The sequence below is a fragment of the Microtetraspora glauca genome (assembly GCF_040656155.1).
Classification (GTDB): domain Bacteria; phylum Actinomycetota; class Actinomycetes; order Streptosporangiales; family Streptosporangiaceae; genus Microtetraspora; species Microtetraspora glauca.
In genome coordinates this window covers 123,106-143,574 of record NZ_JBFALK010000001.1, presented here as the reverse complement: position 1 = coordinate 143,574, position 20,469 = coordinate 123,106, and the positions used below count along the sequence as shown (strand labels likewise).

22 protein-coding genes are annotated in these 20,469 nt (G+C 66.6%); all 22 read right to left on the bottom strand.

The features are described 5' to 3' along the window. Positions 1–15 precede the first annotated feature (15 nt). The 22 genes from rpsH to rpoB all read right to left on the bottom strand — a co-directional run bounded on the left by rpsH (position 16) and on the right by rpoB (position 20,316). On the bottom strand, positions 16–414 hold the full coding sequence (gene rpsH, locus AB0I59_RS00765) for a 30S ribosomal protein S8 (protein WP_061253227.1): 399 nt from the start codon (positions 412–414) through the stop codon (positions 16–18). A 160-nt stretch (positions 415–574) separates the two neighbouring features. Next, on the bottom strand, positions 575–760 hold the full coding sequence (locus AB0I59_RS00760) for a type Z 30S ribosomal protein S14 (RefSeq protein ID WP_061253226.1): 186 nt from the start codon (positions 758–760) through the stop codon (positions 575–577). A 2-nt stretch (positions 761–762) separates the two neighbouring features. Then, positions 763–1,332, bottom strand: coding sequence for a 50S ribosomal protein L5 (gene rplE / locus AB0I59_RS00755; protein ID WP_061253225.1), 570 nt, complete (start codon positions 1,330–1,332; stop codon positions 763–765). Then, positions 1,332–1,622 carry a 50S ribosomal protein L24 gene (rplX, locus tag AB0I59_RS00750; protein WP_358129500.1) on the bottom strand — a complete coding sequence of 97 codons (291 nt, stop codon included), beginning with the start codon at positions 1,620–1,622 and terminating at the stop codon, positions 1,332–1,334. The genes rplE and rplX overlap by 1 nt, the downstream gene beginning before the upstream one ends. A gap of 9 nt (positions 1,623–1,631) precedes the next feature. Beyond that, positions 1,632–2,000 carry a 50S ribosomal protein L14 gene (gene rplN / locus AB0I59_RS00745; RefSeq protein WP_055482781.1) on the bottom strand — a complete coding sequence of 123 codons (369 nt, stop codon included), beginning with the start codon at positions 1,998–2,000 and terminating at the stop codon, positions 1,632–1,634. A gap of 348 nt (positions 2,001–2,348) precedes the next feature. Further along, positions 2,349–2,633: a 30S ribosomal protein S17 gene (gene rpsQ, locus AB0I59_RS00740; protein ID WP_061253223.1), complete on the bottom strand. Its 285-nt coding sequence runs from the start codon at positions 2,631–2,633 to the stop codon at positions 2,349–2,351. Then, positions 2,626–2,862 carry a 50S ribosomal protein L29 gene (gene rpmC, locus AB0I59_RS00735; RefSeq protein WP_061253673.1) on the bottom strand — a complete coding sequence of 79 codons (237 nt, stop codon included), beginning with the start codon at positions 2,860–2,862 and terminating at the stop codon, positions 2,626–2,628. Before rpmC ends, rpsQ begins: the two co-directional genes overlap by 8 nt. After that, a complete protein-coding gene (gene rplP / locus AB0I59_RS00730; protein ID WP_061253222.1) occupies positions 2,862–3,281 on the bottom strand; it encodes a 50S ribosomal protein L16 in 420 nt (139 codons plus the stop codon). The genes rpmC and rplP overlap by 1 nt, the downstream gene beginning before the upstream one ends. Before the next feature lie 2 nt (positions 3,282–3,283). Next, a complete protein-coding gene (gene rpsC, locus AB0I59_RS00725; RefSeq protein WP_061253221.1) occupies positions 3,284–4,132 on the bottom strand; it encodes a 30S ribosomal protein S3 in 849 nt (282 codons plus the stop codon). Next, positions 4,132–4,485, bottom strand: a complete 354-nt coding sequence (gene rplV / locus AB0I59_RS00720; protein WP_061253220.1) for a 50S ribosomal protein L22 — start codon at positions 4,483–4,485, stop codon at positions 4,132–4,134. The genes rpsC and rplV overlap by 1 nt, the downstream gene beginning before the upstream one ends. A 32-nt stretch (positions 4,486–4,517) precedes the next feature. Beyond that, positions 4,518–4,796: a 30S ribosomal protein S19 gene (gene rpsS, locus AB0I59_RS00715; protein WP_012887835.1), complete on the bottom strand. Its 279-nt coding sequence runs from the start codon at positions 4,794–4,796 to the stop codon at positions 4,518–4,520. Between the two features lie 11 nt (positions 4,797–4,807). After that, positions 4,808–5,644: a 50S ribosomal protein L2 gene (gene rplB / locus AB0I59_RS00710; protein WP_061253219.1), complete on the bottom strand. Its 837-nt coding sequence runs from the start codon at positions 5,642–5,644 to the stop codon at positions 4,808–4,810. 142 nt (positions 5,645–5,786) lie between these two features. Next, positions 5,787–6,089: a 50S ribosomal protein L23 gene (rplW, locus tag AB0I59_RS00705; RefSeq protein WP_061253218.1), complete on the bottom strand. Its 303-nt coding sequence runs from the start codon at positions 6,087–6,089 to the stop codon at positions 5,787–5,789. Beyond that, a complete protein-coding gene (rplD, locus tag AB0I59_RS00700; protein WP_061253217.1) occupies positions 6,089–6,736 on the bottom strand; it encodes a 50S ribosomal protein L4 in 648 nt (215 codons plus the stop codon). The genes rplW and rplD overlap by 1 nt, the downstream gene beginning before the upstream one ends. Next, positions 6,733–7,386 carry a 50S ribosomal protein L3 gene (gene rplC / locus AB0I59_RS00695; protein ID WP_061253216.1) on the bottom strand — a complete coding sequence of 218 codons (654 nt, stop codon included), beginning with the start codon at positions 7,384–7,386 and terminating at the stop codon, positions 6,733–6,735. Before rplC ends, rplD begins: the two co-directional genes overlap by 4 nt. A gap of 14 nt (positions 7,387–7,400) precedes the next feature. Next, a complete protein-coding gene (gene rpsJ, locus AB0I59_RS00690) occupies positions 7,401–7,709 on the bottom strand; it encodes a 30S ribosomal protein S10 (protein WP_012887830.1) in 309 nt (102 codons plus the stop codon). Between the two features lie 252 nt (positions 7,710–7,961). Beyond that, positions 7,962–9,155, bottom strand: a complete 1,194-nt coding sequence (tuf, locus tag AB0I59_RS00685; protein WP_061253215.1) for an elongation factor Tu — start codon at positions 9,153–9,155, stop codon at positions 7,962–7,964. 182 nt (positions 9,156–9,337) lie between these two features. Further along, complete coding sequence (gene fusA / locus AB0I59_RS00680) at positions 9,338–11,386, bottom strand: elongation factor G (protein WP_061253672.1); 2,049 nt, start codon at positions 11,384–11,386, stop codon at positions 9,338–9,340. An 83-nt stretch (positions 11,387–11,469) separates the two neighbouring features. Then, positions 11,470–11,940 (bottom strand): 30S ribosomal protein S7, encoded by a 471-nt coding sequence (gene rpsG / locus AB0I59_RS00675; RefSeq protein ID WP_061253214.1) that lies wholly within the window; start codon positions 11,938–11,940, stop codon positions 11,470–11,472. 1 nt (position 11,941) lies between these two features. Further along, entirely contained in the window at positions 11,942–12,316 is a 375-nt protein-coding gene (gene rpsL, locus AB0I59_RS00670; RefSeq protein ID WP_061253213.1) for a 30S ribosomal protein S12, read from the bottom strand. A gap of 636 nt (positions 12,317–12,952) precedes the next feature. Beyond that, entirely contained in the window at positions 12,953–16,828 is a 3,876-nt protein-coding gene (locus AB0I59_RS00665; RefSeq protein WP_061253212.1) for a DNA-directed RNA polymerase subunit beta', read from the bottom strand. Between the two features lie 23 nt (positions 16,829–16,851). Beyond that, positions 16,852–20,316, bottom strand: a complete 3,465-nt coding sequence (gene rpoB / locus AB0I59_RS00660; protein WP_358128646.1) for a DNA-directed RNA polymerase subunit beta — start codon at positions 20,314–20,316, stop codon at positions 16,852–16,854. Between the last annotated feature and the right edge of the window lie 153 nt (positions 20,317–20,469).

The window sequence follows — 20,469 nt, the reverse complement described above, 5'->3', positions numbered from 1 at the left end:
GGATTCCTCCCCTCGTTACCAGACGTAGGCGAGGACTTCCCCGCCCACTCCACGCTTGCCGGCCTGCTTGTCGGTCATGAGGCCGCCGGACGTCGAAATGATCGCGACGCCCAGGCCGCCCAGAACGCGGGGCAGGTTGTCCTTCTTTGCATAGACCCGCAGACCGGGCTTGGATACCCGGCGCAGGCCCGCGAGCGAACGCTCACGGCTCGGCCCGAACTTCAGCTCCACCACGAGGTTCCTGCCGACCTTGGCGTCCTCGACGCTCCAGGCCTGGATGTAGCCCTCCTGCTGGAGGATCTCGGCGATGTGCGCCTTGATCTTCGAGTACGGCATGGTCACGGTGTCGTGATAGGCCGAGTTCGCGTTACGCAGACGCGTCAGCATGTCTGCGATCGGGTCGGTCATCGTCATGGCCGGTGGCCTTCCTCACCGTGGTTTCCACCCTTGATCCGTGTCTGCGACACGCGGTGGACCTACGGTGCGGTCGTGGACGCCTGAGGGCGTCCGGTTGATATGACTTCTTGGGTACGGCTGGCGCCGCGCGGGGCACGGTCCCGGCCCCGCGACAGGTCTACCAGCTCGACTTGGTGATGCCGGGCAGCTCGCCCCGGTGCGCCATCTCGCGGAAGCACACGCGGCAGAGCCCGAACTTGCGGTACACAGCGCGGGGACGGCCGCAGCGCGAGCACCGAGTGTACGCCCGGACCTCGAACTTCGCCTTACGCGCTGCCTTGACCTTGAGCGACGTCTTCGCCATGATCAGGCCTCCTTGAACGGGAATCCGAGGAGCTTCAGCAGCGCCCGGCCCTGGTCGTCGTTCGATGCTGTGGTCACGACCGTGATGTCCATGCCCCGCTGCCGGTCGACCTTGTCCTGGTCGACCTCGTGGAACATGACCTGCTCGGTGAGTCCGAAGGTGTAGTTGCCGTTGCCGTCGAACTGCTTCGGCGAGAGGCCGCGGAAGTCACGGATACGCGGCAGCGCCAGCGACAGCAGCCGGTCCAGGAACTCCCACATGCGGTCGCCGCGCAGCGTCACGTGGGCGCCGATCGGCATGCCCTCACGCAGCTTGAACTGGGCGATGGACTTGCGGGCGCGAGCCACGGCCGGCTTCTGACCGGTGATCGCGGTGAGGTCGCGGACAGCGCCCTCGATGAGCTTGGAGTCGCGAGCGGCCTCGCCGACGCCCATGTTCACCTTGATCTTGGTGATGGTGGGCACCAGCATGATGTTCTCGATGCCGAACTCCTCGCGCAGCTTCGCGATGATCTCTTCGCGGTAGCGCTGCTTGAGACGCGGGATCGTGCGCTCTTCAGTCGTGGCGGTCATCAGTTGTCCTCACCCGTCGTGTCGGCCTTCTCCTCGGCCTTCTTCTCGGGCTTCTCGTCATCCTTGAGCTTCTTCACGTTGCTCACGTGGATGGGAGCCTCCATGGTCTGCACGCCGCCTTCCTTGGCGCCACGCGGGCCCTGGTGGGTCACCTTGGAGTGCTTCTTGACCAGGTTCACGCCCTCGACGACCACACGCTCATCGCGCGGGAAGGCGGCGATGATGCGGCCCTTGGCACCCTTGTCCTTGCCGGCGATGACCTGGACGAGGTCACCCTTCTTCACATGCAGCTTCGGCATTTACAACACCTCCGGCGCGAGCGAGATGATGCGCATGAACTTCTTGTCGCGCAGCTCGCGGCCGACGGGGCCGAAGATACGCGTGCCCCGGGGGTCACCGCTGTCCTTGATGATGACCGCGGCGTTCTCGTCGAAGCGGATGTAGGAGCCATCGGGACGGCGGCGCTCCTTGACGGTGCGCACCACGACAGCCTTGACAACGTCGCCCTTCTTCACGCCGCCGCCCGGGATGGCGTCCTTCACCGTCGCAACGATGATGTCGCCGATACCCGCGTAGCGCCGGCCAGAGCCACCGAGCACCCGGATGCAGAGAATCTCCTTGGCACCCGTGTTGTCGGCGACCTTGAGTCGCGACTCCTGCTGGATCACGTCAACTCCTGTTTGTCGCGCCGGTTCTCACCTGGAAGGTGAGCCTGGCGGAACCTGATGTGGTCTTGTTCCCCCGGCGACAGTTCTGTCGGTCGAGCCCGCCTCGCCTCGCACGCATCCCGTACGGCTTGCGCCGTCCGGCCGTGCCCGGCTCCGCTACCTCTCCCGCCCACCGCCGCCGCAGGCGGACCGGGCCCGAAATGGGCCCGACCCCTTGGACACCGTCATGGGGGGCGGTCGCCCACCCCCCACGAGGCGCGTTCTGTGCGGGCGGTTCCGCCGGTCCCCGTCCGGCCGGTACGGCTCTCGCCGTCCGTCCGAGCCCAGGCCCGGCGTCCCCTCCCTGGCTTACTTGGCCTTCTCGAGGATCTCCACGACCCGCCAGCGCTTGCTGGCGGACAGCGGCCGGGTCTCCATCAGGAGGACGCGGTCGCCGACGCCGCAGGTGTTCTGCTCGTCGTGAGCCTTGTACTTCGTCGTACGGCGGATGACCTTGCCGTACAGCGGGTGCTTGACGCGGTCCTCGACGACGACGACAACGGTCTTGTCCATCTTGTCGCTGACCACGAGGCCCTCGCGGGTCTTGCGGTAGTTCCGCACCGACTTCTCGGTTGTCTCAGTTGCCTCAGCCATCGCTCGACTCCTTCTCGACCGTGACGATTCCGAGCTCACGCTCGCGCATCACGGTGTAGATACGGGCGATCTCGCGGCGGACGGCCCGCAGCCGCCCGTGGCTCTCCAACTGTCCGGTCGCCGCCTGGAAGCGGAGGTTGAACAGCTCCTCCTTGGCTTCCTTCAGCTTCTGGACCAGGACGTCCTGGTCCTCCACACGCAGCTCACCGGCGGTCAGGCCCTTAGCCATCACGCCTCACCCACTTCACGCTTAACGAACCGGCACTTCATGGGGAGCTTGTGCATCGCACGCCGAAGGGCCTCGCGGGCCACCGGCTCGGCAACGCCCGAGAGCTCGAACATGACTCGACCGGGCTTGACATTGGCGATCCACCACTCCGGCGAACCCTTACCGGAACCCATGCGGGTCTCGGCCGGCTTCTTGGTGAGGGGACGGTCCGGGTAGATGTTGATCCACACCTTGCCGCCACGGCGGATGTGCCGGGTCATGGCGATACGAGCGGACTCGATCTGGCGGTTGGTCACGTAGGAGTGCTCAAGCGCCTGAATGCCGTACTCGCCGAACACGACCCTGGTGCCGCCCTTGGCGGCGCCGCTGCGGTCGGGCCGGTGCTGCTTACGGTGCTTGACCCTGCGCGGGATCAGCATGGTCAGCTCCCTTCAGCACCCGGCTGCTCCGCCGGGCCGGTCTCAGGGGCGGCCTGTGCGGCAGCCTCGGTTCTGGGGGCGCGGTCCGAACGGCCACCGGCGCCACGACGCGGACGGTCGCCGCCGCCACGACGCGGACGGTCACCGGCGCCGCCACGACGGTCGTCGCGCTCGCGGCGCTGACCGGCGCGGGCACCTGCCGCGGCGGCCTCGCGCTCGGCGCGGCTCGTCGGGGCCTCACCCTTGTAGATCCACACCTTCACGCCGATGCGGCCGAAGGTGGTGCGGGCCTCGTAGAAGCCGTAGTCGATGTCGGCACGGAGCGTGTGCAGGGGCACGCGGCCCTCGCGGTAGAACTCCGAGCGGGACATCTCGGCGCCGCCAAGACGACCGGAGCACTGGACACGGATGCCCTTGGCGCCGCTCTTCATGGCGGACTGCATGGCCTTGCGCATGGCCCGGCGGAACGAGACGCGGCTGGACAGCTGCTCGGCCACGCCCTGCGCGACGAGCTGCGCGTCGATCTCGGGGTTCTTCACCTCGAGAATGTTCAGCTGGACCTGCTTCTTGGTCAGCTTCTCCAGGTCGCCGCGGATGCGGTCGGCCTCCGCGCCGCGACGGCCGATGACGATGCCCGGCCGGGCGGTGTGGATGTCGACCTGGACACGGTCGGTCGTGCGCTCGATCTCGACCTTGGAGATGCCGGCCCGCTCCATGCCCTTCTGCAGCATGCGACGGATCGCCACGTCCTCGGCGACGTACGACTTGTAGAGCTTGTCGGCGTACCACCGGCTCTTGAAGTCGGTCGTGATGCCGAGGCGGAACCCGTGCGGGTTAACCTTCTGGCCCACTAGCGGGTCCTTCCCTTCGGCTCGCGGGACTCCACAATCACGGTGATGTGGCTCGTCCGCTTGTTGATCCGATAGGCACGACCCTGGGCACGGGGACGGAACCGCTTCAGCGTCGGTCCCTCGTCGACCCACGCGCGGCTCACGAAGAGCGTCTCACGGTCGAGCTTGAAATTGTGCTCCGCGTTCGCGATCGCGCTCGAGAGCACCTTGTAAACGGTCTCGCTCGCCGCCTGGGGAGCGAACTGCAGCACGGCCTGCGCCTCCGAAGCGGGCAGCCCGCGAATGAGGTCCACCACACGGCGGGCCTTCCGGGGCGTGTGGCGCGCGTACCGCGCCTGTGCCCTGGCTTCCATCGCTGTCTCCTCTGATGCTTACTTGAAGGCGCTTACCGCCGGCTGCGGCGGTCTTCCTTGACGTGGCTGCGGAACGTCCGCGTGGGCGCGAACTCACCGAGCTTGTGGCCGATCATCGACTCGGTGACGAACACCGGGACGTGCTTGCGGCCGTCGTGCACGGCGATCGTGTGACCGAGCATGTCGGGCACGATCATGGAGCGCCGCGACCACGTCTTGATGACGTTCTTGGTGCCCTTCTCGTTCTGGACATCCACCTTCTTCTGAAGGTGATCGTCCACGAAGGGACCCTTCTTAAGGCTACGTGGCATTTCGGCTGCTCCTACCGCTTCTTCCTCTTGCTCCGACGACGGATGATCAGCCGGTCGCTGGCCTTGTTCGCCTGGCGGGTACGGCCCTCGGGCTTGCCCTTCGGGTTCACCGGGTGGCGACCACCGGAGGTCTTGCCCTCACCACCACCGTGCGGGTGGTCGACCGGGTTCATGGCGACACCGCGGACCGTGGGGCGCTTGCCCTTCCAACGGTTACGGCCGGCCTTACCGATGTTGATGTTGGCCTGCTCGGCGTTGCCCACCTGGCCGACACTGGCCCGGCAGCGGACGTCGACCTGGCGCATTTCGCCGGACGGCATACGCAGCGTGGCGTAGGTGCCCTCCTTGGCGAGCAGCTGGATCTGCGCGCCGGCGCTACGGCCGAGCTTCGCGCCACCACCCGGACGGAGCTCCACCGCGTGGATGAAGGTACCGGTCGGGATGTTGCGCAGGGGCAGGCAGTTGCCCGGCTTGATGTCGGCGCCAGGGCCGTTCTCGATGCGGTCCCCCTGCTTGAGGCCGGTCGGCGCGAGGATGTAGCGCTTCTCGCCGTCGGCGTAGTGCAGCAGCGCGATACGGGAGGTCCGGTTCGGGTCGTACTCGATGTGAGCGACCTTGGCGGGGATCCCGTCCTTGTCGTGGCGGCGGAAGTCGATGATCCGGTAGGCGCGCTTGTGCCCGCCACCCTGGTGCCGGGCGGTGACCCGGCCGTGGACGTTACGGCCGCCCTTGCTGTGCAGGGGAGCAAGCAGCGACTTCTCCGGCCGGCTGCGCGTGATCTCGGCGAAGTCCGAGACGCTCGCGCCGCGGCGACCCGGGGTCGTCGGCTTGTACTTACGGATGCCCATCTTTTTCGTTCATCCTTCGTCGGTTCATACCGGTCGGAGTCCGCCTCACGGCGGTCTCCCCGGTGCTAACTACGTGGATCGGGTGCCCGGTGCCGAACCTCGGTCGGTACGGCAGGGCACCCTCCCCTTACGCGGCGGATCTTCAGCCGATCTGGCCGAAGATGTCGATCCGGTCGCCCTCGGCCAGGCTCACAATCGCGCGCTTGGTGTCGGGACGCTGACCGAAACCCGTCCGGGTCCGCTTGCGCTTGCCCTGGCGGTTGATCGTGTTCACGCTGGTGACCTTGACGCCGAAGATCTGCTCGACGGCGATCTTCACCTGCGTCTTGTTGGCACCCTTGCGCACCAGGAACGTGTACTTGTTGTGCTCATCGATCAGGCCGTAGCTCTTCTCGGAGACGATCGGCTTGAGGATGATGTCGCGCGGGTCGGCGATCTTCTCCATCAGGCCTCTTCCTTCCCGCTCTTCGTGAGCCGCGCCACGACCTGGTCGTAGGCCTCCTGAGTGAAGACCACGTCGTCGTAGCACAGGACGTCGTAGGTGTTGAGCTGCCCGGCGTCCAGCAGGTGGACCTCGGGAGCGTTGCGCAGGCTGAGCCAGGTCAGCTCGTCGTTCTCGTCGACCACGACGAGGACGCTGCGAGCCTGCGTGATCTTGCGGAGCGCCTCGAGGGCGACCTTGGTCTTGGGCGTCTCACCCGTGACCAGAGCGCTCACGACGTGCACCCGACCGCCGCCCGCCCGGTCAGAGAGGGCGCCGCGCAGGGCGGCGGCCTTCATCTTCTTGGGCGTGCGCTGCTCGTACGAGCGCGGCTGCGGACCGTGGACGGTGCCACCGCCCGCGAACTGCGGAGCGCGGGTCGAACCCTGACGGGCGCGACCGGTGCCCTTCTGGCGGTACGGCTTCTTACCGCCACCGCGGACGTCACCACGGGTCTTGGTCGCGTGGGTGCCCTGCCGGCGAGCGGCGAGCTGGGCGACGACGACCTGGTGGATCAGCGGAATGTTGACCTTGGCGCCGAAGATCTCCTCCGGCAGGTCGACGGTGCCCGCCTTGGCACCGCTGGCGTCGAGGACGTCAATGCTCGTCACTTCGCAGCCCCCTTCTTGGCAGCGGTGCGGATGAGGACCAGGCTGCCGTTGGCGCCGGGGATCGCACCCTTGATCAGGATGAGGCCCTTCTCGGCGTCCACGGCGTGGACCTTCAGGCTCTGGATGGTGGTGCGGGCGTTGCCCGTACGGCCGGCCATGCGCAGGCCCTTGAAGACGCGACCCGGGGTGGCGCAACCGCCGATGGAGCCCGGGGAGCGGTGCTTGCGCTGGGTACCGTGCGAAGCGCTCAGACCACGGAAGTTGTGGCGCTTCATGACACCCGCGAAGCCCTTGCCCTTGCTCTTGCCCGTCACGTCGACGTGCTGCCCGGCCTCGAAGGTGTCCGCGAGGACCTCCTGGCCGATGGTGTACTCGGAGGCGTCCTCGGTGCGGACCTCGACGAAGTACCGGCGCGGGGTGATGTCGTGCTTGCGCAGGTAGTCGCCGAGCGGCTTGTTGACCTTGCGCGGGTCGACCTGCCCGTAACCGAGCTGAACGGCGGAGTAGCCGTCCTTCTCCGGCGTGCGGACCCTGGTGACCACGCACGGACCGGCCTCGACCACGGTGACCGGGACGATCCGGTTCGCCTCATCGAAGACCTGGGTCATGCCGAGCTTCTTGCCCAGGACGCCCTTGATCTGCTTAGCCATGTCAGTGCGTTCCCTCAGAGCTTGATCGAGATGTCAACGCCGGCGGGGAGGTCGAGTCGCATGAGCGAGTCGACGGTCTTCGGCGTCGGGTCGATGATGTCAATCAGCCGCTTGTGCGTACGCATCTCAAAGTGCTCGCGGCTGTCCTTGTACTTGTGCGGCGACCGGATGACGCAGTACACGTTCTTCTCGGTCGGCAGCGGCACCGGGCCAGCGACCTTGGCGCCGGTCCGCGTCACCGTCTCGACGATCTTCTTGGCCGAGCTGTCGATGACCTCGTGGTCATACGCCTTAAGCCGGATGCGGATCTTCTGTCCCGCCATAATGGCCTCGGTGTCCTTCGCTGTCGTCCTATTAAGCTTCGTGCGGCCTACTGCCGCTTGTTGTCCCACGTAACAGACAGTCCGGACCAGGTCCGTTCTTCCGTGATCCGGCAGTCGTTTCGGTCACATTCCGGCCGAAACGGCTGCGAGATCACGGTCGGGTCTTCCGTGGGGGGCGGGGAGCCGGGTGGCTCCCCTCGTGGATCGGCGGTCAGGCCCTGGTGCGGGCCCGACCGCCGCCCCGCGATCGTACTACTTGATGATCTTCGTCACGCGGCCGGCGCCGACGGTGCGGCCACCCTCGCGGATCGCGAACTTGAGGCCGTCCTCCATCGCGATCGGCTGGATGAGCTGGACGGTCATCTCGGTGTTGTCACCGGGCATGACCATCTCGGTGCCCTCCGGCAGGTTCACGACACCGGTCACGTCAGTGGTCCGGAAGTAGAACTGCGGACGGTAGTTGTTGAAGAACGGCGTGTGGCGGCCGCCCTCGTCCTTGGACAGGATGTAGACCTGAGCCTCGAACTCGGTGTGCGGGGTCGTGGTGCCCGGCTTGATGATGCACTGGCCGCGCTCGACGTCCTCGCGCTTGATACCGCGCAGGAGCAGACCGACGTTGTCACCGGCCTGGCCCTCGTCAAGGAGCTTGCGGAACATCTCGACGCCGGTGACGGTCGTCGTGGTGCTCTTCTCCTTGATGCCGATGATGTCGACGGTCTCGTTGACCTTGATGATGCCGCGCTCGATACGGCCGGTGACGACGGTGCCGCGACCGGTGATCGAGAACACGTCCTCGATCGGCATCAGGAACGGCTTGTCGGTGTCACGGACCGGCTCGGGAACGTTGTCGTCGACAGCGGTCATGAGCTCGATGATCGCGTCGCCCCACTTCTCGTCGCCCTCGAGCGCCTTCAGCGCCGAGACGCGAACGACCGGCAGGTCGTCGCCCGGGAACTCCTGGGCGGAGAGCAGCTCGCGGACCTCGAGCTCGACGAGCTCCAGGATCTCCTCGTCGTCGACCATGTCAGCCTTGTTCAGGGCGACGACGATGTAGGGTACGCCGACCTGGCGGGCCAGGAGGACGTGCTCCTTGGTCTGCGGCATCGGGCCGTCGGTGGCGGCGACCACGAGGATCGCGCCGTCCATCTGGGCCGCACCGGTGATCATGTTCTTCACGTAGTCGGCGTGACCGGGGCAGTCCACGTGGGCGTAGTGGCGCTTCTCGGTCTGGTACTCGACGTGCGCGATGGAGATGGTGATTCCGCGAGCCTTCTCCTCAGGCGCCTTGTCGATCTTGTCGAACGGGGTCGCCTCGTTGAGCTGCGGGAAACGGTCGTGAAGCACCTTGGTGATCGCCGCGGTCAGAGTGGTCTTGCCGTGGTCGATGTGCCCAATGGTGCCGATGTTCACGTGCGGCTTGTTCCGCTCGAACTTGGCCTTGGCCACTGGTCTGTCTCCTTAGAGATTCTGACTTGACTTTCGTCTTCTAACTCAGGCTCTGTACGGCGGGGCACCACGCGTGCGCCCCGCCCCACACTGGGAGGCTGATCGGGTCCCGGTCGGAATCCGACCCGCCCCGAGCCCCTCCGGCCGCCGGCGCGAGGCGCCTGGCCGGAGCGGTTCGGAACTTATTCGCCCCGAGCCTTCGCGACGATCTCCTTGGCGATGCCCGGAGGCACCTCCGCGTAGGAGTCGAACTGCATGCTGTACACGGCCCGGCCCTGGGTCTTGCTGCGCAGGTCACCCACGTAGCCGAACATCTCCGACAGCGGGACGAGGGCCTTGATGACCTTGGCCCCGGTCCGGTCTTCCATCGCCTGGATCTGTCCGCGGCGACCGTTGAGGTCACCGATGACGTCACCCATGTAGTCCTCGGGCGTGGTGACCTCAACGGCCATCATCGGCTCGAGGATTACGGCGTCCGCCTTACGAGCGGCCTCCTTGAAGGCCATCGAGCCGGCGATCTTGAAAGCCATTTCGGACGAGTCGACCTCGTGGAAGGCGCCGTCCTGCAGCGTCACCTTCACGCCGACCATCGGGTAGCCGGCGAGGACACCGAACTCAGCGGCCTCCTGGGCGCCCGCGTCGACCGACGGGATGTACTCCCGCGGGATGCGGCCACCGCTGACCTTGTTCTGGAACTCGTAGCCGTCGTTGCCGTCGCCCAGCGGCTCCAGGTCGATGATGACGCGCGCGAACTGACCGGAACCACCGGTCTGCTTCTTGTGCGTGTACTCGACCTTCTCCACCTTGCGGCGGATGGTCTCGCGGTAGGCGACCTGCGGGCGGCCGACGTTGGCCTCGACCTTGAACTCGCGACGCATCCGGTCGACGAGGATCTCCAGGTGAAGCTCGCCCATGCCCCAGATGACCGTCTGACCGGTCTCCTCGTCACGACGGACCTGGAAGGACGGGTCCTCCTCGGCCAGCCGCTGGATCGCGGTGCTGAGCTTCTCCTGGTCGCCCTTGGTCTTCGGCTCGATGGCCACGTTGATGACCGGGGCCGGGAAGGTCATGGACTCCAGGACGACCGGGTTCGCCGGGTCGCACAGGGTGTCACCGGTGGTGGTGTCCTTCAGACCCATCACGGCCACGATCTGACCGGCGTGCGCGGACGAGCGCTCCTCGCGCTTGTTCGCGTGCATCTGGTAGATCTTGCCGATCCGCTCCTTCTTGCCCTTCACCGAGTTGATCACACCGGTGCCGGTCTCGAGCGTGCCCGAGTAGACGCGGATGTAGGTGAGACGGCCCAGGTGCTGGTCGCTCATGATCTTGAAGGCCAGCGCGGAGAACGGCTCGTTGACGTCAGCGTGCCGCTCGACGACCTCCTCCTCGTTGCCGACCGCGTGCCCCTCGAAGGCGGGGATGTCGGTCGGGGCCGGGAGGTAGGCGACGATCGCGTCGAGCAGGGGCTGCACACCCTTGTTCTTGAACGCGGTGCCGCACAGGACCGGGTTGAGCGCGCTGGACAGGGTCGTGCGACGGATCGCGGCGACGAGCTGCTCCTCGGTGGGCTCGATGCCCTCGAGGTACAGCTCCATCAGCTCCTCGTCGTGCTCCGACACGGTCTCGATGAGCTTGTCGCGCCACTCGCGGGCCACGTCGGCGTGGTCGGCCGGGATGTCGACGACGTCGTACATCTCGCCCTTGGCCGCCTCGGCCGGGTAGAGCAGACCCTTCATCTTGACCAGGTCGATGACGCCCTTGAAGTCGGCCTCAACGCCCCAGGGAAGCTGGACGACCAGCGGAGTGGCACCGAGACGCGACACGATCATGTCGACGCAGCGGTGGAACTCCGCGCCCACCCGGTCCATCTTGTTGACGAAGCAGATACGCGGAACGCCGTACCGGTCGGCCTGCCGCCAGACGGTCTCCGACTGCGGCTCGACACCGGCGACGGCGTCGAAGACGGCTACGGCACCGTCGAGGACGCGCAGTGAGCGCTCCACTTCGACGGTGAAGTCCACGTGACCGGGCGTGTCGATGATGTTGATCGTGTGATCAAGCCAGCTACAGGTCGTCGCGGCAGACGTGATCGTGATGCCGCGCTCCTGCTCCTGCTCCATCCAGTCCATCGTGGCTGCGCCGTCGTGGACCTCACCGATCTTGTAGTTGATGCCGGTGTAGAACAGGATGCGCTCAGTCGTGGTGGTCTTGCCCGCGTCGATATGGGCCATGATCCCGATGTTGCGGACCTTGGCCAGTTCAAGAGCGGTCGTGGTGGCCACTGCTCTGCGTCCTTAACTCGTCGTGGGTGCCACTACCAGCGGTAGTGGGCGAAGGCCTTGTTGGACTCGGCCATCTTGTGCGTGTCCTCGCGCCGCTTGACGCTGGCGCCAAGGCCGTTGCTGGCGTCGAGAAGCTCGTTCATGAGCCGCTCGGTCATGGTCTTCTCGCGTCGCGCCCGGGAGTACTGGACGAGCCAGCGGAGAGCCAGGGTGGTGCTGCGCGCGGCACGCACCTCGACCGGCACCTGGTAGGTGGCGCCACCGACCCGGCGGCTGCGCACCTCCAGGGTGGGCTTGACGTTGTCGAGCGCACGCTTGAGGGTGACGACCGGGTCGTTACCGGTCTTGTCCTTGCAGCCCTCAAGGGCGCCGTACACGATCGACTGCGCGATGGAGCGCTTGCCGTCCAGGAGAACCTTGTTGATCAAGGCGGTCACCAGCGGCGAGTTGTGCACCGGGTCAGCGACCAGCTGGCGGCGACCAGGGGAACCCTTGCGCGGCATGTCAGCTCTTCTCCTTCTTAGCGCCGTAGCGGCTGCGGGCCTGCTTGCGGTTGCGGACACCCTGGGTGTCCAGCGAGCCGCGGATGATCTTGTAGCGAACACCCGGCAGGTCCTTCACACGACCGCCACGCACGAGCACGATCGAGTGCTCCTGAAGGTTGTGACCGACACCAGGGATGTAGGCCGTGACCTCGATGCCGTTGGTGAGCCGAACACGCGCGACCTTGCGCAGCGCCGAGTTGGGCTTCTTGGGGGTCGTGGTGTAAACGCGGGTGCAAACGCCGCGCCGCTGAGGGCTGCCCTTGAGGGCAGGAGTCTTGGTCTTACTGACCTTGTCCTGCCGGCCCTTGCGGACCAACTGCTGAATCGTGGGCACCGCGTCTCCGTTTCGTGCCTAGCCGGTGATACGTGAATCCCGGTCGGCCAAACCGTCCTGGCACACCGCGGCCCGCTGACGCGAACCTCTCAGTGCCCGGCTCGGCAACCGTCCAGGTTGTTCTTTCGCAGGTGCTGCCGGTGTCATGACCTGCTGGTTTTACTTCCCCTTCGACCCACGCGCTCGGGCGTGTCGCGCACTTGTCGCACCACACCCGGGCGGACCCGGTCGATCTGGAGGAGTCCTGCGGCGCTCGCCGCCCTCCCCGAAGTCGGGAACAGCTCTCCAAGCGCACGCATGCGAGCCCATGAACCATGGGCACGAAGGAAAAGACTACCCAGCCCCTTGCAACACGTCAAAACGGATGCGGCGGGGTGCGCCGTGATTCGTGTCATGGTTCGCGCGGCCCGCTCTGATGCGGGTCACTACAAGCTCGGAGCGAGTATACCCGGACAGCGGGCTCTTCCGGCCATTTCCGCTGATCCGGACGAACTCGCGGCGTGCCGCGTCCGCTCCCCCGCACCAGCCACCGCGGCGGACCGAACCGCCTCTGGCCGCCGCGGACCGCCCTCAGGCCCGCGCACGCGGAAGCGCCCGGCACCTGGGCCTCCAGATGCCGGGCGCTTCCGTTGTGGACTAGCGGCCGTACTGGCCGAAGTCGTACTCCTCCAGCGGCACGGCCTCGCCGCTGCCGGAGCCGAAGGTGTACTCCGCGGCGGAACCGTCGTAACCGCCGACCGTGTACATCGCGGCCTTGGCCTCCTCGGTCGGCTCGACCCGGATGTTGCGGTACTGGGGCATGCCCGTACCGGCCGGGATGAGCTTACCGATGATGACGTTCTCCTTGAGGCCGAGCAGCGAGTCCGACTTGGCGTGGATCGCCGCGTCGGTGAGCACTCGCGTCGTCTCCTGGAAGGACGCCGCCGACAGCCACGACTCGGTGGCCAGCGAGGCCTTCGTGATGCCCATCAGGACCGGACGGCCGGAGGCCGGCTGGCCACCCTCCGCCACGGTCTCCCTGTTGAGCACCTCGAACCGCGGCCGCTCGACGAGTTCGCCGGGCAGCAGCTCGGTGTCGCCCGACTCCAGCACGTTCACGCGCTTGAGCATCTGGCGGACGATGACCTCGATGTGCTTGTCGTGGATCGACACACCCTGCGAGCGGTACACCTGCTGGACCTCGTCCACCAGGTGGAGCTGGACCGCGCGCGGGCCGAGGATGCGCAGGACCTCGTTCGGGTTGCGCGCACCCGCGATCAGCAGCTGACCGACGTCCACGTGCTGACCCTCGGAAACCAGCAGCCGCGACCGCATCGACACCGGGTAGGCGATCTCGTCGGAGCCGTCGTCCGGAGTGATGACGATCTTGCGGGTCTTGTCGGTCTCGTCGATCCTGACGCGGCCGGTGACCTCGCTGATCGGGGCGACACCCTTGGGGATGCGCGCCTCGAACAGCTCCTGGACACGCGGCAGACCGTGGGTGATGTCCGCACCCGCCACACCACCGGTGTGGAAGGTACGCATGGTCAGCTGGGTGCCGGGCTCACCGATCGACTGGGCGGCGATGATGCCGACGGCCTCGCCGACGTCGACCAGCTTGCCGGTGGCCAGCGAACGGCCGTAGCAGGTGGCGCATACGCCGATCTTGGCCTCGCACACCAGGGTGCTGCGGGTCCTGACCGTCTCGACCCCGGCAGCGACGAGCGCGCTGACCACGGCGTCGTTGATGTCGACGCCAGCCGTGGCGACGAGCTTGCCGTCCACCTCGACGTCCTCGGCCAGGATGCGACCGTGCACGTTGCTCTCGGCGTTCTCGGCCTTGACCAGGTTGCCCTGGGCGTCCCGCTCGCCGACGTGCAGCGGGACCGCGCGGTCGGTGCCGCAGTCGATCTCGCGGACGATGACGTCCTGGGCCACGTCGACCAGACGACGGGTCAGGTAACCGGAGTCGGCGGTCCGCAGCGCGGTGTCCGCCAGACCCTTCCGCTGGCCGTGCGTGGAGATGAAGTACTCCAGCACCGACAGGCCCTCACGGAACGAGGACTTGATCGGCCGCGGGATGGTCTCACCCTTGGTGTTGGACACCAGACCACGGATGCCGGCGATCTGCCGGACCTGCATCTTGTTACCGCGGGCGCCGGAGTTGACCATCATCCAGACCGGGTTCGTCGCCGGGAACGCGTTGACCATGTCGGTCTCGACGTCCGCGGTGGCGTGGGTCCAGATCTCGATGAGCTCCTGACGACGCTCCTCGTCCGTGATCAGACCGCGGTCGTACTCACGCTGGACCTTGTCCGCGCGCCTCTCGTACGACTCCATGATCGCGGCCTTGTTCGGCGGGGCGACGACGTCCTCGATCGAGATGGTGACACCGGCGCGGGTGGCCCAGTGGAAGCCCGCGTCCTTCAGCGCGTCCAGCGCCTGCGCGACCTCGACCTTCGGGTACCGCTCGGCCAGCTCGTTGACGATCGCCGAGAGCTGCTTCTTGCCGACCTGGTAGTTCACGAAGGGGTAGTTGTCGGGCAGCGTCTGGTTGAACAGGCACCGGCCGAGCGTGGTCTCCAGACGGATCGGCTGACCCGCCTCCCAGCCCTCGGGCGCCTCCCAGCCGCGCGGCGGCGGAACGTCCTTCAGACGCACCTGGATCTTGGCCTGCGTGTTCAGCTCGCGGCGGTCGAACGCCATGAGCGCCTCCGCGACGGAGGCGAACACGCGACCCTCACCCTCGGCGCCGTCCTTCTGGGTGGTCAGCCAGTACAGACCGATGACCATGTCCTGGGTGGGCATCGTCACCGGCTTGCCGTCGGCCGGCTTGAGGATGTTGTTGGTCGAGAGCATCAGGATGCGCGCCTCGGCCTGGGCCTCGGCCGACAGCGGCAGGTGCACGGCCATCTGGTCACCGTCGAAGTCCGCGTTGAACGCGGTGCAGACGAGCGGGTGGATCTGGATGGCCTTGCCCTCGACCAGCTGCGGCTCGAAGGCCTGGATGCCCAGGCGGTGCAGGGTCGGTGCGCGGTTGAGCAGCACCGGGTGCTCGGTGATGACCTCTTCGAGCACGTCCCACACGACCGGGCGGGCCCGCTCGACCATCCGCTTGGCCGACTTGATGTTCTGCGCGTGGTTCAGGTCGACCAGGCGCTTCATCACGAACGGCTTGAACAGCTCCAGGGCCATCTGCTTGGGCAGACCACACTGGTGCAGCTTCAGCTGCGGGCCGACGACGATGACCGAACGGCCGGAGTAGTCGACACGCTTACCGAGCAGGTTCTGGCGGAAGCGTCCCTGCTTACCCTTCAGCATGTCGCTGAGGGACTTCAGGGGACGGTTGCCGGGACCCGTGACCGGACGACCGCGGCGGCCGTTGTCGAACAGCGCGTCGACGGCCTCCTGGAGCATCCGCTTCTCGTTGTTCACGATGATCTCGGGCGCGCCGAGGTCGAGCAGCCGCTTGAGGCGGTTGTTCCGGTTGATGACCCGGCGGTACAGGTCGTTCAGGTCGGAGGTCGCGAACCGGCCACCGTCGAGCTGCACCATGGGGCGCAGGTCCGGCGGGATGACCGGGATGCAGTCCAGGACCATGCCGCTGGGCGAGTTCCGCGTGTTGAGGAACGCCGCCACGACCTTGAGCCGCTTGAGGGCACGAGCCTTCTTCTGGCCCTTGCCGCTGCGGATGGTCTCGCGCAGGTTCTCGGCCTCCGCGTCCAGGTCGAAGCTGTTCAGCCGCTCCTGGATCGCCTGGGCGCCCATGCCGCCGCGGAAGTAGCGGCCGAACCGGTCGCGCATCTCGCGGTAGAGCAGTTCGTCGCCCTCCAGGTCCTGGACCTTGAGGTTCTTGAACCGGCTCCACACCTCGTCGAGGCGGTCCAGCTCACGCTGGGCGCGGTCGCGCAGCTGCCGCATCTCGCGGTCGGCGCCCTCACGCACCTTGCGCCGCGCGTCCCCCTTGGCACCGGCGGCCTCGAGCTCGGCCAGGTCGGCCTCGAGCTTCTTCTGCCTGGCCTCGATGTCCGCGTCACGGCGCTGCTCGATGTGCTGCCGCTCGACGGAGATCTTGGCCTCCAGCGACGGCAGATCACGGTCGCGCGTCTCCGCGTCGACGTGCGTGATCATGTAGGCCGCGAAGTAGATGACCTTCTCCAGGTCCTTCGGGGCCAGGTCGAGCAGGTAGCCGAGACGCGAGGGAACACCCTTGAAGTACCAGATGTGGGTGACCGGAGCGGCCAGCTCGATGTGGCCCATCCGCTCACGACGCACCTTGGCCCGGGTCACCTCGACGCCACAGCGCTCACAGATGATGCCCTTGAACCGGACACGCTTGTACTTACCGCAGTAGCACTCCCAGTCCCGGGTCGGACCGAAGATCTTCTCGCAGAAGAGTCCGTCCTTTTCCGGCTTGAGAGTCCGGTAGTTGATCGTCTCTGGCTTCTTCACCTCGCCGTGCGACCACTGACGGATGTCGTCAGCCGTCGCAAGGCCGATTCGCAGTTCGTCGAAGAAGTTGACGTCTAGCACTTTTGATCCCCTCAGCTTCTAGATCAGACCTCTTCGACACTGCTCGGCTCACGCCGGGACAGGTCGATGCCGAGTTCTTCAGCGGCACGGAAGACGTCCTCGTCGGTGTCCCGCAGTTCGATTGACATGCCGTCGCTCGACAGGACCTCGACGTTGAGGCAGAGCGACTGCATTTCCTTGATGAGGACCTTGAACGACTCGGGGATGCCCGGCTCGGGGATGTTCTCGCCCTTGACGATGGCCTCGTAGACCTTCACGCGGCCGAGAACGTCGTCCGACTTGATCGTCAGCAGCTCCTGAAGCGCGTACGCGGCGCCGTAGGCCTCGAGGGCCCACACCTCCATCTCACCGAAGCGCTGCCCACCGAACTGGGCCTTACCGCCGAGCGGCTGCTGGGTGATCATGGAGTACGGGCCGGTCGAACGCGCGTGGATCTTGTCATCGACCAGGTGGAGCAGCTTCAGGATGTAGATGTAGCCGACCGAGATCGGGTGCGGGAACGGCTCGCCGGAACGGCCGTCGAACAGCCGCGCCTTGCCGTTCTCGCCGACCATGCGGGAGCCGTCCCTGTTGACCAGGGTGTTGCTCAGCAGGCCGACGATCTCCTCCTCGTGGGCGCCGTCGAACACCGGGGTGGCGACGTTGGTACGCGGCTCGACGGTGCCGAGACCCTTGTCACGCAGCCTCTCGGCCCAGGCCTCCTGCACGCCGGTGACGTCCCAGCCTCTGGCGGCGATCCACCCGAGGTGCGTCTCCAGCACCTGGCCGACGTTCATTCGTCCCGGAACACCCAGGGGGTTCAGGACGATGTCGACCGGCGTGCCGTCCTCAAGGAACGGCATGTCCTCCACCGGGAGGATCTTGGAGATGACGCCCTTGTTGCCGTGACGGCCGGCCAGCTTGTCACCGTCGGTGATCTTGCGCTTCTGGGCCACGTACACGCGGACCAGCTCGTTGACCCCCGGCGGGAGCTCGTCGCCCTCCTCGCGCGAGAACACGCGGACGCCGATGACCTTGCCGGACTCGCCGTGCGGCACCTTCAGCGAGGTGTCGCGGACCTCGCGCGCCTTCTCGCCGAAGATCGCGCGCAGCAGCCGCTCCTCCGGCGTCAGCTCGGTCTCACCCTTCGGGGTGACCTTGCCGACGAGGATGTCACCGGTCGTGACCTCGGCGCCGATGCGGATGATGCCGCGCTCGTCGAGGTCCGCCAGCACCTCCTCGGACACGTTCGGGATGTCCCGGGTGATCTCCTCGGGGCCGAGCTTGGTGTCGCGGGCGTCGACCTCGTGCTCCTCGATGTGGATCGAGGAGAGCACGTCGTCCTGCACCAGACGCTGGGACAGGATGATCGCGTCCTCGTAGTTGTGCCCCTCCCACGGCATGAACGCCACCAGCAGGTTCTTGCCCAGCGCCATCTCACCGGTGTCGGTGCAGGGCCCGTCGGCGATGACCTGACCGACCTCCACCCGGTCGCCCTCGGCCACGATGGGCTTCTGGTTGAAGCAGGTGCCCTGGTTGGAGCGCTTGAACTTCGCGACGCGGTAGGTGGTGCGCGTGCCGTCGTCGTTCATCACGGTGACGTAGTCGGCGGAGACCTCCTCGACCACGCCCGCCTTCTCGGCGCTGATGACGTCACCGGCGTCCGTGGCGGCGCGGTACTCCATACCGGTGCCGACCAGCGGCGCCTCGCTCTTGAGCAACGGCACCGACTGGCGCTGCATGTTCGAACCCATGAGCGCGCGGTTGGCGTCGTCGTGCTCGAGGAACGGGATCATGGCCGTCGCGACCGACACCATCTGGCGCGGCGAGACGTCCATGTAGTCCACGTCGGACGGGTGGACGGCCTCGAACTCGCCACCCTTGCGGCGGGCCAGCACGCGGGAGTCCGCGAAGCTGCCGTCGGCGTTCAGGGCCGTGTTGGCCTGGGCGACGACGTGCCGGTCCTCCTCGTCCGCGGTCAGGTAGTCGATCTCGTCGCTGACCCGGCCGTCGACGACGCGGCGGTACGGGGTCTCCACGAAACCGAAGGAGTTGACGCGGCCGAAGGACGACAGCGAGCCGATCAGACCGATGTTCGGGCCTTCCGGCGTCTCGATCGGACACATCCGGCCGTAGTGGGACGGGTGCACGTCACGGACCTCGAAGCCGGCCCGCTCACGCGACAGACCACCCGGGCCCAGGGCCGAGAGACGCCGCTTGTGCGTCAGACCGGCCAGCGGGTTGGTCTGGTCCATGAACTGCGACAGCTGCGAGGTGCCGAAGAACTCCTTGATCGACGCCACGACCGGGCGGATGTTGATCAGGGTCTGCGGCGTGATCGCCTCGACGTCCTGCGTGGTCATGCGCTCGCGCACGACGCGCTCCATGCGGGCCAGGCCCAGGCGGACCTGGTTCTGGATGAGCTCGCCAACGCTGCGCAGGCGGCGGTTGCCGAAGTGGTCGATGTCGTCCGTCTCGACGATCACCGAGCCGTCGGGGCCCATGCTGTCCTCGCCGGCGTGCAGGCGCACGATGTACTCGATCGTGGCGACGATGTCCTCGTCGGTCAGCGTGCCCTGGGTGATGTCGGCGTCGACGCCGAGCTTCTTGTTAATCTTGTAACGCCCGACCTTCGCGAGGTCGTAACGCTTGGGATTGAAATAGAGGTTCTCCAGCAGCGTCTGCGCGGACTCCTTGGTCGGAGGCTCACCCGGACGCAGCTTGCGGTAGATGTCGAGCAGGGCGTCGTCCTGGCCGGAGGTGTGGTCCTTCTCCAGGGTGGCCCGCATCGACTCGTACTGACCGAAACGCTCCAGAATCTGGTCGGTCGTCCAGCCGAGCGCCTTCAGCAGCACCGTGACGGGCTGCTTGCGCTTGCGGTCGATGCGGACGCCGACGCTGTCGCGCTTGTCGATCTCGAACTCCAGCCAGGCACCCCGCGACGGGATCACCTTGCAGCCGAACAGGTCCTTGTCGGAGGTCTTGTCGACCGAACGGTCGAAGTAGACGCCCGGGGACCGCACCAGCTGGGAGACCACGACACGCTCGGTGCCGTTGATGATGAAAGTGCCCTTCGAGGTCATGAGCGGGAAGTCGCCCATGAACACCGTCTGGCTCTTGATCTCACCGGTGGTGTTATTGATGAACTCCGCCGTCACGAACATCGGGGCGGAGTAGGTCATGTCCTTGTCTTTGCACTCATCGACTGAGTACTTCGGCGGCTCGAACCGGTGGTCGCGGAACGACAGGGACATGGTTCCGGAGAAGTCCTCGATCGGACTGATCTCCTCGAAGATCTCTTCGAGACCTGACTGGGCCGGAACGTCCTTGCGCCCGACCTGGCGAGCCGCCTCGACCCGACCCTTCCACTTCTCGTTGCCGAGCAACCAGTCGAACGACTCGGTCTGCAGGGCCAGAAGGTCGGGAACTTCGAGCGGCTCCTCGATACGTGCGAATGACACGGTACGGGGACCGGCGGGTACGGCGGAGGCGTTGCGCGAGGCTGCCAACAGATGTCCTTCCGAGGGCTCGCGGACTGACTACACGCACGCCAGACGACCATGCAACAGAGTTACTCAGAGAAGCGGGTCGTCAAAGGGCAGCGCAAAGGGGCAGTGTAGCCGATGGGCATACACCTGTCCACTCCGCTCTCGCTCTGCGCT